14 protein-coding genes and 1 riboswitch are annotated in these 12,627 nt (G+C 64.2%); of the genes, 8 read left to right on the top strand and 6 right to left on the bottom strand.

The genetic code is table 11. The features are described 5' to 3' along the window. The first annotated feature begins 242 nt into the window (after positions 1 to 242). A riboswitch (Fluoride riboswitch) is annotated at positions 243 to 333 on the top strand. Positions 334 to 479: 146 nt separating this feature from the next. The 5 genes from AC0L3J_RS10310 (at position 480) to AC0L3J_RS10330 (ending at position 4,566) form a co-directional block, all read left to right on the top strand. Beyond that, a complete protein-coding gene (locus AC0L3J_RS10310) occupies positions 480 to 1,688 on the top strand; it encodes an MFS transporter (protein ID WP_456765478.1) in 1,209 nt (402 codons plus the stop codon). Positions 1,689 to 1,716: 28 nt separating this feature from the next. Then, positions 1,717 to 2,100, top strand: a complete 384-nt coding sequence (gene crcB / locus AC0L3J_RS10315) for a fluoride efflux transporter CrcB (protein ID WP_247439028.1) — start codon at positions 1,717 to 1,719, stop codon at positions 2,098 to 2,100. A gap of 137 nt (positions 2,101 to 2,237) precedes the next feature. Continuing rightward, a complete protein-coding gene (gene clpS, locus AC0L3J_RS10320; RefSeq protein ID WP_456765479.1) occupies positions 2,238 to 2,543 on the top strand; it encodes an ATP-dependent Clp protease adapter ClpS in 306 nt (101 codons plus the stop codon). A gap of 546 nt (positions 2,544 to 3,089) precedes the next feature. Next, a complete protein-coding gene (locus tag AC0L3J_RS10325) occupies positions 3,090 to 3,341 on the top strand; it encodes a hypothetical protein (RefSeq protein ID WP_084462249.1) in 252 nt (83 codons plus the stop codon). 61 nt (positions 3,342 to 3,402) lie between these two features. Beyond that, a complete protein-coding gene (locus AC0L3J_RS10330; RefSeq protein ID WP_456769688.1) occupies positions 3,403 to 4,566 on the top strand; it encodes an HWE histidine kinase domain-containing protein in 1,164 nt (387 codons plus the stop codon). Positions 4,567 to 4,610: 44 nt separating this feature from the next. On the opposite strand, the gene AC0L3J_RS10335 is transcribed toward AC0L3J_RS10330, so the two are convergent. The 4 genes from AC0L3J_RS10335 to fabI all read right to left on the bottom strand — a co-directional run bounded on the left by AC0L3J_RS10335 (position 4,611) and on the right by fabI (position 8,488). After that, complete coding sequence (locus AC0L3J_RS10335; protein ID WP_456765480.1) at positions 4,611 to 5,801, bottom strand: adenylate/guanylate cyclase domain-containing protein; 1,191 nt, start codon at positions 5,799 to 5,801, stop codon at positions 4,611 to 4,613. An 80-nt stretch (positions 5,802 to 5,881) separates the two neighbouring features. Then, positions 5,882 to 6,970, bottom strand: a complete 1,089-nt coding sequence (gene aroC / locus AC0L3J_RS10340) for a chorismate synthase (protein WP_247290978.1) — start codon at positions 6,968 to 6,970, stop codon at positions 5,882 to 5,884. Between the two features lie 88 nt (positions 6,971 to 7,058). Further along, complete coding sequence (locus AC0L3J_RS10345; protein WP_456765481.1) at positions 7,059 to 7,658, bottom strand: histidine phosphatase family protein; 600 nt, start codon at positions 7,656 to 7,658, stop codon at positions 7,059 to 7,061. Between the two features lie 14 nt (positions 7,659 to 7,672). Continuing rightward, the gene (gene fabI / locus AC0L3J_RS10350) at positions 7,673 to 8,488 is read right to left on the bottom strand and encodes an enoyl-ACP reductase FabI (RefSeq protein WP_007594677.1); all 816 of its coding nucleotides are present in this window, start codon (positions 8,486 to 8,488) and stop codon (positions 7,673 to 7,675) included. Positions 8,489 to 8,661: 173 nt separating this feature from the next. Between fabI and AC0L3J_RS10355 the strand changes: the two genes are divergently transcribed. Next, positions 8,662 to 9,150: a sigma-70 family RNA polymerase sigma factor gene (locus tag AC0L3J_RS10355; RefSeq protein ID WP_375310428.1), complete on the top strand. Its 489-nt coding sequence runs from the start codon at positions 8,662 to 8,664 to the stop codon at positions 9,148 to 9,150. 106 nt (positions 9,151 to 9,256) lie between these two features. Further along, positions 9,257 to 10,027: an anti-sigma factor family protein gene (locus AC0L3J_RS10360; protein WP_085361366.1), complete on the top strand. Its 771-nt coding sequence runs from the start codon at positions 9,257 to 9,259 to the stop codon at positions 10,025 to 10,027. Positions 10,028 to 10,356: 329 nt separating this feature from the next. Here AC0L3J_RS10360 and AC0L3J_RS10365 read toward each other — a convergent pair whose 3' ends face one another. Beyond that, complete coding sequence (locus AC0L3J_RS10365) at positions 10,357 to 11,322, bottom strand: DnaJ C-terminal domain-containing protein (RefSeq protein WP_456765482.1); 966 nt, start codon at positions 11,320 to 11,322, stop codon at positions 10,357 to 10,359. A gap of 109 nt (positions 11,323 to 11,431) precedes the next feature. After that, positions 11,432 to 11,833 carry an RT0821/Lpp0805 family surface protein gene (locus tag AC0L3J_RS10370; RefSeq protein ID WP_247290981.1) on the bottom strand — a complete coding sequence of 134 codons (402 nt, stop codon included), beginning with the start codon at positions 11,831 to 11,833 and terminating at the stop codon, positions 11,432 to 11,434. A gap of 113 nt (positions 11,834 to 11,946) precedes the next feature. Here AC0L3J_RS10370 and pdxH point away from each other — a divergent pair, with 113 nt between their 5' ends. Next, the gene (gene pdxH / locus AC0L3J_RS10375) at positions 11,947 to 12,588 is read left to right on the top strand and encodes a pyridoxamine 5'-phosphate oxidase (protein WP_456765483.1); all 642 of its coding nucleotides are present in this window, start codon (positions 11,947 to 11,949) and stop codon (positions 12,586 to 12,588) included. Positions 12,589 to 12,627 lie beyond the last annotated feature (39 nt).

A 12,627-nucleotide genomic window follows, 5' to 3' on the forward strand; every position in this document is an offset into this window, starting at 1 on the left:
TCGCCTTGCCGCAAAGTCCGAAGATCGCTTGCGCTTCACATTCCAGTTAGGGATTTGCGCGTTGGGATCTGCGGGTCGGGAATTGCGAAGCATTACGTAAAGCTGCCGCGATGTTGCCGCGCTCGCGCCGCTGGACTGCGCGATCGCCAGCACCGGCATGCCGTGGTGCGCTCCCGGACAACGGTCCACTGGACAGCGCGCCCTCGCCCACTTGTCCGGCGCGATTTCCATGTTAGGCTGGCCGGACAGATGGGGATGGAGTCCCCCGACAACCGCCCGGCGGCCTTGAAACCGAATCTTGGACCGTAGTGGGCTGATGACTCCTGCTTGAGGAGGGGCAATTTTCAGGCCTCTGCCTTCGGCGGGAGCATGGACAAACCCGCCGCTGGCGGGTTTTTTGTTGCCTGGATGCGAAGGCCAAGGAGAGGCCAAGCAGAGATCAAGCAGAGGTCAAGCAGAGCCGAGGAGAAGTCCTGGACGTGACGACGACAACACCGAATGCTGCACGTGCGGGGCTGCCCAGGGGGATCTGGGTGCTCGGCTTCGTCTCCATGCTGATGGACGTCTCTTCCGAGATGATCCACGCGCTGCTGCCGGTCTATCTCGTCACCGTGCTCGGCGCCTCCACGCTTACCGTCGGCTTCATCGAGGGCATTGCCGAGGCGACCGCCTCGATCACGAAAATCTTCTCCGGCGCGTTGTCCGACTGGCTCGGCCGGCGCAAATTTCTCGCCGCGCTCGGCTACGGGCTCGCCGCGCTGACAAAACCCCTGTTCCCGCTTGCCCCCAGCGTCGGATGGCTGGTTGCCGCGCGCTTCATCGACCGGGTCGGCAAGGGCATTCGCGGCGCGCCGCGCGATGCACTGATCGCCGATATCGCACCCATCGGTTTGCGCGGCGCGAGCTTCGGCCTGCGGCAGTCGCTCGACACCATCGGTGCGTTCATCGGGCCGCTCATCGCGATCGGCCTGATGTGGTGGACGGCGGACAATTTTACGGCGGTGTTCTGGGTGGCGGTGCTGCCGGCGTTCCTGTCGTTCGGACTGATCGCGTTCGCGGTGAGCGAGCCGGAGCCGGACCCAGGCCGGGAGCCGTCAAGGAATCCGCTGAACATGGCCGCGATGCGCCAGCTCGGGTCCGTGTACTGGCGTGTCGTCGCGGTCGGCGTCGTGTTCACGCTGGCGCGTTTCAGCGAGGCCTTTCTGATCCTGCGCGCGCAGAATATCGGGCTCAATGCGATGTGGGTGCCGGCCGTGCTGGTGCTGATGAACATCGTCTATGCGTTGTCGGCCTATCCAGCCGGCGTGCTCTCGGACCGGATCAACCGCACCGGCCTGCTCGCGCTCGGCCTCGTCTTCCTCGCCGGCGCCGATCTCGCGCTCGCACTGCTGCCAAACCTTGGCGGCCTCGCGCTCGGCGTCGTGCTGTGGGGACTGCATATGGGGCTGACGCAAGGCCTGCTCTCGGCCCTCGTCGCAGACGCAGCGCCACCAAGCTTGCGCGGCACTGCGTTCGGCTATTTCAACCTGTTCACCGGCCTTGCCTTGCTGGCCGCAAGCGTGATCGCCGGTGCGCTGTGGGATGCCTATGGTCCGGCCGGCACGTTCCTGGCGGGGCTCGGCTTCGCGCTGGTCGCGCTGATGGGACTATTTGCCGTCGGCGGGGGGCTGGTAAGGGAGGATACATGATGGAAATGGCAAACGGGGGAACGAGACGTTGAACGTCCAATTCATTCTGGCGGTCGCCGCTGGTGGAGCGCTTGGCGCAGTCGTGCGCTATCTCGTTGCGATCGGTTCAGGCCGAGCGTTCGGCACCGATTTCCCCTGGGGCACCCTGATCATCAACGTGACGGGATCGTTCCTGATCGGGGTTTTCACCGCGATGTTCGCGACGAGGTGGAACCTGCCGCAAGCCGTCCGGATATTCCTGACGGTCGGGATTTGTGGCGGATACACCACATTCTCGACGTTCTCGCTGGATGCCTGGTCTCTGGTCGAGCGTGGACAGACATGGGCCTCGGCCGCCTACATGATTGGATCGGTAGTGTTGTCGGTTGCAGCCCTCATCGCCGCAATGCAACTCGTCCGCGCACTTCCGTGATAGGCGAGCGCAGCGGCGCATTCCTGCTCATCCGGAGCCGCATATGACAAGCGCGCCTACCATCTAGGAGAAGGGCAGCGTCCTGCAATATGATCGGCCGGCTGGAAGCTCAACTGCACCAAGGCGTTTCGGAAGCGATGGCCGACACTGTTGTAAAACCGAAGACCAGAACGAAGACCAAGGTCGAGCGGCCGAAGCTGCACAAGGTCATCCTGATCAACGACGACTTTACGCCTCGCGAATTCGTCACGATGATCCTCAAGGCCGAGTTCCGCATGACGGAGGATCAGGCCTACAAGGTGATGATCACCGCCCACAAGCTCGGCGCCTGCGTGGTCGCGGTTTTCACCAAGGACGTCGCCGAGACCAAGGCCACCCGCGCCACCGACGCCGGCCGCACCAAGGGCTATCCCCTGCTGTTCACCACGGAGCCGGAGGAATAGTTGCACCGGTCCGCCTTTGGTGCGCCGTCTTTCGATTTCGGCGTCAAATCTGCCCTGCTGAATAATGTATCTATTGGCCGCCAACAGGCGCATGGTGAGCCATCACCGGCCCATCACGGCATCTATCGGTGACTGAGAGAGTCTTTGCGCTCCCGCCCAATGCGGCGCGCCCTATGCAAGACACCACCAAGAGAACCATCCCGCTGAGCAATCGCCTTGCCCAATTGGCAGCCGAGGCTCGCCGTCGCGCAGAGATTGCTCCGCCCGGCGTCCAGCGGGAAGCGCTGCTCAAAGCGGCGCGATTGAGCGAAACGGCCTCGCACATTCATGATTGGATAAGCCTGCCTGGCTCCAAGACACCGAGGTAGTGGTAGCCAACCTGGTCGGCGGCCTGTTCACGTCGAGTGACGATCCGGGCCGAGGGCGGCATCCGCCCACAAATCACACCTCAAATATAAGTTGTATGAAATGAACTATATTTCATTTTGGTTGTTGTAACAGCGTCCCCAAACAAAAGGGGGCGGTCGACAGCCAAAGCAGCCCCAAATGATGAAATCTCTTATCGCGTTCGCGATATTCGCGCTCCTCGGAGTGTCCGTAATGGTGTTGCCCGGTTTTGCTCCGCAAGTGAAAGCGCGCGAGACAGTTGCTTTGGCGAAGGCGGACCGGCTGGCGAGCCATCCGGTGGCCACGAATTGCGGTAGCCAAGTCTGGCCGGACTTCGAAGCATCGTGTCTGCGCCGAGGTGAATCCGATGCCAGGGTTCATGAAGCTCGCTTGGTGACGGCGCGCCGCTAGACCAACAATCGCAAAGCGCCGACCGGCCTTGTCGGATGATCCAGGAAAGTGTCGTGCACAGATGTCTACACCTCCAACCTCCTTGCCGAACGTTCTCGTCGTCGAAGACGAGATGATCTTGCGCATGCGCGCAGTCGATATCGTGGAGGATGCAGGCTTCTGCCCTGTGCAGGCCGTCAATGCCGACGAAGCTATCGCAATCCTCGAGTCGCGGTCGGACATCTCGCTTCTGTTCAGCGACATCCAGATGCCCGGGACCATGGACGGCTTGAAGCTGGCCCACGCGGTGCACGATCGCTGGCCTGCCATCAAGATCGTGCTGGTTTCCGGTCAGGTAAAGCCGTCTGAAAACGAAACGCCGGCGGACAGCCGCTTCTTTCGCAAGCCGCTCGCCGTCGACGAAATGATCTCGCAATTGCAGACGATGATCGGAGCGGGCGCGCTAAAAATCCTTCCGACCACAACGACGGATCCTGGGGACAACCTTGCTCGATCGCCACAGGAATCGGTTCTCGTAGCCGAGAACGACAATCTGCGCCTGTTGCTGGAACAGGCCGACACCGACGCCAAGGTCCTGCTCGCTCAAGCCGGCATCGAAGCCCACGAACGCGAGGCGGCCGACAAGTTGCAAAAGCTCATCCTCGGAGAGTTGCATCATCGCATCAAGAATACGCTTGCGACGGTGAGCGCAATCGCAGCCCAGAGTTTCCGGGCCGCGATCAATCTCGAGCAAGGCCAAAAAGCCATGGATGGCCGCTTGCTGGCGTTGGGGCGTGCCCACGACCTGTTGATACAGGTCAGCTGGTCAAATGCGAGCCTCACTCACACCTTGAGCGGCGCCACCGATCCCTTTGACAGTCAGGGGGGCCGACGATTCCATTTCAACGGCCCGGACCTCAGGATCACATCCGGTGCCGTGATAGCGCTCGCGATGACGTTCAATGAGCTCTGCACCAACACGACGAAATTCGGCGCGCTGTCCAGTTCCTCCGGCCATGTCGAGATCGCATGGACGGTGGACGAGATCGAGCAAAGGCTGCGCCTGAAGTGGAGCGAAAGCGGCGGCCCCGTGGTGGCGCCGCCGACGCGACGGAGCTACGGCACCCGGATGATCGAGTCGCTCGGCCAGCAACTGAACGGACAGGTGCGGCTGGCCTACGAACCATCCGGATTTGTCTATCAGCTGGATGTACCGCTGAAGTCGGTGATGGCGTCGAACGCCTGAATTCTGCTCGCCAGGTTGACGGCGGCGGACATCCGAGGACGACCTCAGGCCATCATCCCCGGCCTCTCCTCCGTCAGCCCGTACACGCGCTGCGCCTTTGAAAAGCCCGCGATCGGGAATTCGCCGAGCTCGTGCCAGTCGTGGCGGCAGACATTGGCGAACATTTCCGAGGCCACGACGGTCCGCCCCAGGCGACCCGTGATCTTCTCGAGCCTGGCGGCGAGGTTCACCGCGGGACCGATGCAGGTGAAGTCGAGGCGGTTGCCGCCGCCGATATTGCCGTAGAGGATATTGCCGACGTGGAGCGCGACACCGAAGCGGAAGCGCTCGACGGCGTCGCCGACAGGATACGCGAGCGCCTCGACGCTGGCGCGGGATTCGCGCGCCGCCTCCAGCACCCGCGTGCAGACATGCGCGGCATCGCCGACATATTCGTCGATCGGGAACACCGCGAGCAGGCCGTCGCCCATGAATTTCAGCACCTCGCCGCCATGGCCCCGGATCGCGGCGACCTGACAATCGAAATAGTGATTGAGGATCTCGACCACGGTCTCGGCCGGCAGCCGGTCCGACAGTGCGGTGAAGCCGCGCAGATCGGAGAGCCAGATCGCAGCCTGCATGGTGTCGTTGTGGCCGCGGCGGATCTGACCGCCAAGGATGCGCGCGCCGGCACGATTGCCGACATAGGTGTCGAGCAGCATCTCGGCGGTGCGGCGCAGGCTGATGATCTCGGTGATGCGCGCGAGCGGTTTGATGATGGCGTGGATCGCCGCGATGTGTTTCTCGGTGAATCCGCCTGGATGGCGCGTGGTCCAGCTCGTCGCGTGGACCGAGCCGTCGAGAAACTGCATTGGCGTCGCGACGTAGTCGGTGACGCCTTCGGCACGCATATCGTCGAAAAAAGGGAAATGCTTGCTGCCGGGATCGTCCATGCGTCCCCGCACCTCAAGTCCCTGCTCGAACACGACCCGCAGCGGACTTCTGGCGAATTCCGGCGTCTGCAGGATCTCGAAATCGACCGTGCCGATCTCGACCTCCTCGCCCTCCCGCCAGATGAAGTTGCGACCGAAAATTTCGGGATGCAGCGTGCGGATGAAGATGCCGAACCGCCATAGCGGCAGACCGGCTGCGACCATCCGTTCGCAGGCTTCCGCCGTCATCTCGGCCGGGGTCTTCGACGACCAGGTGCCGTCGATCAGCCAGCTGGTGATACGTTGGAGCTCGGAGCTTTCCATGCGCGCATTTGCGGACGAAGTTGTGGGATCGTCAAGCTGCGCGGCGGGCTAGTGGCGCGGTACAAGCGCCTCGCGCAACGCTACCGCCCGACCTGGCCGCGGTCGCGCAGGAAATGATCCGCCAGCACGCAGGCCATCATGGCTTCGCCGACGGGGACGGCGCGGATGCCGACGCAGGGATCGTGGCGGCCCTTGGTCATGATCTCGGTGTCGGCGCCGTTGCGATCGACGGTGAGACGCGGCTGCAGGATCGACGAGGTCGGCTTGACCGCGAAACGCACCACCACCGGCTGCCCCGTGGAGATGCCGCCCAGCACGCCGCCGGCGTGATTGGACAGAAAACGCGTGCCGTCATTGCCGGTGCGCATCTCGTCGGCGTTCTCTTCGCCGGTGAGCTCGGCCGCGGCAAAGCCGGCGCCGATCTCGACGCCCTTCACCGCATTGATGCTCATCATTGCGGCGGCGAGCTCGGCATCGAGCTTGGCGTAGATCGGCGCGCCAAGGCCGGCCGGCACACCTTCGGCGACGACCTCGATCACCGCGCCGATCGAGGAGCCGCTCTTGCGGATGCCGTCGAGATAGGTCTCGAAGAACGCGGCCTTGTCCTTGTCCGGACAGAAGAACGGGTTTTTCGCAATCTCGTCCCAGTCCCACTTCGCGCGGTCGATCTTGTGCGGCCCCATCTGCACCAGCGCGCCGCGCACCTTCACGTCGGGCAGCACCTTTCGCGCGATCGCGCCGGCGGCAACGCGCGTCGCGGTCTCGCGCGCCGACGAGCGGCCGCCGCCGCGATAGTCGCGCAGACCGTACTTCGCTTCATAGGTGAAGTCGGCATGACCAGGGCGAAACTTGTCCTTGATCTCGGAATAGTCCTTCGAGCGCTGGTCGGTGTTCTCGATCAGGAGCCCGATCGGCGTGCCCGTCGTCACCTGCACGCCGGTCTCCGGATGCGCCATCACGCCCGAGAGGATCTTGACCTGGTCCGGCTCCTGACGCTGGGTCGTGAAGCGCGACTGGCCGGGCCGGCGGCGATCAAGATCACCCTGGATGTCGGCCTCGACGAGCGGGATCATGGGCGGGCAGCCGTCGACCACGCAGCCGATCGCCACCCCATGGCTCTCGCCGAAGGTCGTGACGCGGAACATGTGGCCGAAGGTGTTGAAGGACATCGCTGCTCGCAGGCTCGGTTCCCGCGTGTGGTAACGCGCGGGGCGCCGGTGGTCAAACCCGCAGCCGCCACGGAGACGGCGAGCCGGCTTAACTAAACTTCTCCAGCCGCCCGTCGCGGAACACGTAGACGGCGCCCTGCTCGATATAGAGTTCGGCGGCGCTCGCCGGCGTCTCCAGGCCGAGTGAAACCATCAGGGCCCGGCAGGTCCCGCCATGGGCGACCGCGACGGTGTCGGTCCGCAGCTGGTCGTACCAGGCGCGCACGCGGACCTGGACATCGGCGTAGGTCTCCCCGCCCGCGGGGCCGACCGTCCATTTGTCGGCGAGGCGCCGGGCGTAGATCTCGGGATCGGAGGCCTCGCTCTCGGCCAGCGTCAGTCCCTCCCAGGTGCCGTAGCCGATCTCGCGCAGGCGATCGTCGAGCGCATAGTCCGCAGTCGGCAGTTCGAGCTTGCTCCGCGCCAGTTCCATGGTCTCTCGCGCGCGGCCAAGCGGACTCGACACGTAGGGTAATGCAGCCTTGTCGCGGCCCTCGCGCTTGAACAGATCGGCGAGAATACCGCCGGCCTGCACGGCCTGACCGCGACCGCGCGCGTTCAGCGGAATGTCCTTGATGCCCTGAAGCCTCCCGAGCGCATTCCACTCGGTCTCGCCGTGGCGAAGGTAATAGATCGTGGGCACGGGCATTGCTGGGTGAAAAGTTAGTCCTTCCCGCCGAACGAAATGTCCGGCGCGTCCGGGCGCTTCATGCCGAGTACGTGATAGCCGGAATCGACGTGGTGCACCTCGCCGGTGACGCCGCGCGAAAGGTCGGAGAGGAAATACAGCGCGCTGCCGCCGACGTCTTCCGTGGAGACGTTGCGCCGCAGCGGTGCGTTGGCCTCGTTCCACTTCAGGATATATCTGAAATCGCCGATGCCGGACGCAGCGAGCGTCTTGATCGGCCCCGCCGAGATCGCGTTGACGCGGATGTTCTTCTCGCCGAGATCGGCGGCGAGGTAACGCACGCTCGCTTCGAGCGCCGCTTTCGCGACGCCCATGACGTTGTAATGCGGCATCCACTTCTCGGCGCCGTAATAGCTGAGCGTGATGAGGGAGCCACCGTCGGTCATCAACTTCTCGGCGCGCTGCGCCACCGCCGTGAACGAGTAGCAGGAGATCAGCATGGACTTCGAAAAATTCTCCTGCGTGGTGTCGACGTAGCGGCCGTCGAGCTGCTCGCCATAGGCGATCGCATGCACCAGGAAGTCGATCTTGCCCCACTTCTCCTTCAGCACCGCGAACGCTGCATCGATGGTCGCGGCATCGGTGACGTCGCAATGGCCCAGCACGAGCCCGCCGATCTCGGCGGCGAGCGGCTCGACGCGCTTCTTCAGCGCATCGCCCTGATAGGTGAAGGCAAGCTCGGCGCCGGCCGCGTGGCATGCCTTGGCAATGCCCCAGGCGATCGAGCGGTTGTTGGCAACGCCGAGGACCACGCCCCGCTTGCCCTGCATCAGACCTGAATTCTGCGCCATTTTGCTAACGTCCCGTCGAGCTCCCGGTGAGGTTTGGAGGTACACCAGCCCTCCGTTGCGGTACAGTCCTAATACGCGGCGTTAACGCTGTTTCAAGCGCCGGAATAGCCGTTCCGCTCGGGTGTTATGATCGTTGTGGCGCTCGCGCCGAACATCAGGACGTCAAGACCGCAATGAGTGCGTTTCGCCAAAGCGTTGAAGCCATGATCCCGGCGTTGCGCCGCTACGCCCGCGCGCTCACGCGCGAGGCGGATGCGGCCGACGATCTTGTGCAGGATACGCTGGTGCGGGCGCTGCGTTCGGAGCGCCTGTTCCTCGGGGGCGATGTCAGGAGCTGGCTTTATACGATCCTGACCAACCTCAACAAGAACCGGCGGCGCTCGCTGGCACGGCGGCCGCAATTCACGCAGCTGACGGAGAACAACCCGGATGCCAGCGGGACCGAAGCCGAAGGGCGCGATATCGAGAGGGCGCTGGCGACGCTCGTCGAGGAGCAACGCTCGGTGCTGCTCCTGGTGATGCTGGAGGGCATGAGCTACCGCGAGGTCGCCGACATCCAGGGCGTGCCGATCGGCACCGTGATGTCGCGCCTGGCACGCGCCCGCGCCCACGTCAAAGCCTCGCTGGAGGGTGAGCGCCCGGCGCTCAGGCGGGTGAAATGATGGCAGGATTGATGCATCGCGCCGGTCGTTTCTCCTGCATGGCATGGGAAGCGGCGCAGTTGAACCACGAAGAACATTTTGGGCCGCAGAGCCAGAGACGATCGATATGAACGACCGCAAGATCCCAGTGACCGAGGACGAACTGCACGCCTATGTCGACGGCGAGCTGCCGGCCGAGCGCCGCGCCGACGTCGAGGCCTGGCTTGCCGCGCAGCCTGAGGATGGCGAGCGCGTGCAGTCCTGGCGCGCCATGGCCGAGATGCTGCACGCCCGCTACGATTCCGTCGCCCAGGAGCCGGTGCCGGCGCGGCTCGAGCTCGAACGGCTGGAGCGCCGCCCGCGGCACTGGCTCTATGGCGCCGCCGCGGCCGTGCTGGTGGCCTTCGTCGCCGGCGGCACCGCCGGCTGGCTGGGGCATGGCGCCGCCAACGCGCCCTCGACCTTCCAGAGTTTTACGACTGACGCGCTCGACGCCCACCGCCTCTATGTCGTCGAGGTTCGCCATCCCGTCGAGGTCGGCGGCAACGAGCGCGACCACCTCCAGGCTTGGCTGACCAGACGCTGCGGCTGGACCGTGTTTGCACCGAACCTGGAGGCGAGTGGACTGAAGCTCGTCGGTGGCCGGCTTTTGCCGGGGCCGAACGGGCCGGCGTCGTTCCTGATGTATGAGGGCGCCTCGGGCGAGCGGTACACGATCTACACCGCCAAGACCGAGAATGGCGCGACGCAGATGCGCTACGCCAGAACGGACAAGGACGGGGCGCTGTTCTGGTCGGAGCGCGGCGTCGGCTACGTCGTCAGCGGTGGCGGCGACCGGGATCGGCTGACCAAAGTGGCGCAGGCGGTCTACGACCAGGCAGAGAAAAGCGGCACCTAGACAACCACGCAAACGCGGTGCCTCGATTCCGACATTGAAAATTTGGAATCAAGACATCGGCGCGTCTCATTATCGCACCGGATGATCACGCGAAAATGAGCAGCGTTCGATCCGCCGATCGACGCGGGCGGCCTCGATTGGGGTTTTTGGTACCGCGCTGGTCCCCCTCTCGAGGCCGCACCTTTTTATCGGCTACCCCGCCGGACAGCCGACACGTCGAGCACGTGGACCAAGAAGGGCTACCACGCCTCGGGCATATGATGAGCATCATCTCGACGGACGACGCTCTCAGTCTTTAGGAGAACCCCTTCACATTTTCCGGATCACGCTTAACCAAGCCCGCTACGTGGATTGTAGGGGTGCTGGTCCCGCCACTTCTCCATCAATGCTTCAAGCTCGGCGTCGTTCCCGTCCGGTAGCATAATCCTGATGGTGACGAAGAGATCCCCGGTTCCACCAGCTTTTGGCAGTCCCTTGCCCTTAAGGCGGAAGGTCCGACCGCTGGAGGTGTTTTGCGGGACCGACAGTTCCACGGCATTGCCGAGGGTGGGCACGCGGACCTTGCCGCCAAGCACCGCCTCGTAAAGCGTGACCGGCAGGTCGATCCTGAGATCGGCGCCCTCGATCTTGAAGAACGGATGCGGCGCGATGCTGATCGTGATCAGGAGATCGCCGGGCGGATGGCCCTGAGCGCTCTCGCCCTGCCCCCGCAACCGGATCTGCTGGCCCTCGGTGACGCCGGCCGGAATCTTGACGTTGAGTTCCTTGCCATTCGGCAGCCGGACGCGCTTCTCGCCGCCCTTCACCGCCTCCTCCAGCGAGACGGTCATGGCGACATTGACGTCGAGATCGAGCCCGATCCCGCCGGTGTCGAATTCGAACTGGGCACCGCCGCCGGCCCCGGGGCGCGGACGCGGCCCACCGCCGAACATGCTGTTGAGGATGTCCTCGAACGCGCCGCCGCCCGGACCAGGGCCCGCGCCGCCGCCGCGGAAAGTATAGCTCTCGAACCCGCCGGGACCCGCACGCCCGCGCGGTCCACCGCCGCCGCCCGGAAAACCCTGGAAGCGCGGCTTGCCGTCGGCGTCGATCTCGCCGCGGTCGAATTGCTTGCGCTTGTCCTCGTCGCCGAGGATCTCGTTGGCCGTATTGAGCTCAGCGAAGCGCTCGGCCGCCTTCGGGTCGTTCTTGTTGCTGTCGGGATGGTGCTTCTTGGCAAGCTTGCGATAGGCGCTCTTGATCGCGGCAGCGTTGGCGCTCCGCGGCACCCCCAAGACCTCATAGGGGTCGCGCATCCGTCACGTCTCCTTCAAGAAATCGAATTGTTCAAAGGGCTCCCCGCCCCACTTGAGCCTCATGTGGGGGGCGAGTGGTATTTTTGCAACTAGCCTGGTGAAGCGATTCCTAGCTCCGCCACGGCTTTAGCGTATGAATCTCCCAACTGCCACGGCTGCTTTGGCAGCCCGCACCCTGGAGCCAGCTTTCGGTGCTGCCGTTGACGTAGCTCGCCAGGAAGTCGCGGCACTTGCGGCCGTCTTCAGCGGCATAGGATTGCGCGATCGGCGTGACCGAACCGCGCGCCCCGGTTTCGGGATTCTCCCAATGCTGGCTGGAATCCTTGTCGTTCTTGCTGAGGACGTCGGAGGCAGCGTTGCGGGCGAAGGCCAGATCGGTGTCGGTCGGCGCCTTGGCCGGCATCGCGATCGAGCCGGTGAGGTCGCTGTCGTCGGCCTTGGCGTAGGCACTCTTGTCATTGCGGGAAAAGCTGCAGCCGCCGGCGCCGAGCCCGATCAGAATGATCGTCATGACGAAGCCGGACGGCCGGATCGCCAATAGGCCAACGCGTCCCCATACCCTATATAGGGCGGTAGCAGACAACGACGCGTTTTGGACCGCAGGACGCAACTCGGACCCCAGACATGACCGACACGAGCTCGATGAAACACCAGACACCCTTAACATCCGGTGATTTCACCGCCGCCGAGGAGCCCTTTGCGCTGTTCGAGGCCTGGCTGAACGAAGCCATCAAGAGCGAGCCGAACGATCCGAACGCCATGGCGCTCGCGACCGTCGATCCCGATGGCCTGCCGGACGTGCGCATGGTGCTGATGAAGGGCTTCGATACTGATGGTTTCGTCTTCTACAGCCACATCGCCAGCCAGAAGGGCCGCGAACTCGCCGCAAATCCTAAGGCGGCGTTACTTTTTCACTGGAAGTCGCTGCGCCGTCAGGTCCGCATCCGCGGCAACGTGACGCCGGTGACCGAGGCCGAGGCCGACGCCTATTTCGCGACCCGGCCGAAGCAGGCGCAGATCGGCGCCTGGGCGAGCAAGCAGTCGCAGGAGCTGGAGAGCCGCTTCGCCTTCGAGCAGGCGATCGCCAAGGTCGCCGCCAAGCACATCATCGGCGAGGTGCCACGGCCGCCGGGCTGGAGCGGCTGGCGTATCACGCCGTCGCGTATCGAGTTCTGGCACGACCGCCCATTCCGCCTGCACGACCGCATCGAATTTCGCCGTGACGCGGCCGGCCAGAAATGGTCCAAGACGCGGATGTATCCCTAGTGTTTTGTTCGAGCATGATCTTTTCGGAAAGCCCCTCCG

It is taken from the genome of Bradyrhizobium sp. Kon37, assembly GCF_055807535.1.

Bases quoted from the DNA above. Each gene is read 5' to 3' on its own strand.
- clpS (WP_456765479.1), top strand. From the start codon at position 2,238: ATGGCCGACACTGTTGTAAAACCGAAGACCAGAACGAAGACCAAGGTC.
- AC0L3J_RS10325 (WP_084462249.1), top strand. From the start codon at position 3,090: ATGATGAAATCTCTTATCGCGTTCGCGATATTCGCGCTCCTCGGAGTG.
- AC0L3J_RS10330 (WP_456769688.1), top strand. From the start codon at position 3,403: ATGTCTACACCTCCAACCTCCTTGCCGAACGTTCTCGTCGTCGAAGAC.
- AC0L3J_RS10335 (WP_456765480.1), bottom strand. From the start codon at position 5,801: ATGGAAAGCTCCGAGCTCCAACGTATCACCAGCTGGCTGATCGACGGC.
- aroC (WP_247290978.1), bottom strand. From the start codon at position 6,970: ATGTCCTTCAACACCTTCGGCCACATGTTCCGCGTCACGACCTTCGGC.
- AC0L3J_RS10345 (WP_456765481.1), bottom strand. From the start codon at position 7,658: ATGCCCGTGCCCACGATCTATTACCTTCGCCACGGCGAGACCGAGTGG.
- fabI (WP_007594677.1), bottom strand. From the start codon at position 8,488: ATGGCGCAGAATTCAGGTCTGATGCAGGGCAAGCGGGGCGTGGTCCTC.
- AC0L3J_RS10355 (WP_375310428.1), top strand. From the start codon at position 8,662: ATGAGTGCGTTTCGCCAAAGCGTTGAAGCCATGATCCCGGCGTTGCGC.
- AC0L3J_RS10360 (WP_085361366.1), top strand. From the start codon at position 9,257: ATGAACGACCGCAAGATCCCAGTGACCGAGGACGAACTGCACGCCTAT.
- AC0L3J_RS10365 (WP_456765482.1), bottom strand. From the start codon at position 11,322: ATGCGCGACCCCTATGAGGTCTTGGGGGTGCCGCGGAGCGCCAACGCT.
- AC0L3J_RS10370 (WP_247290981.1), bottom strand. From the start codon at position 11,833: ATGACGATCATTCTGATCGGGCTCGGCGCCGGCGGCTGCAGCTTTTCC.
- pdxH (WP_456765483.1), top strand. From the start codon at position 11,947: ATGACCGACACGAGCTCGATGAAACACCAGACACCCTTAACATCCGGT.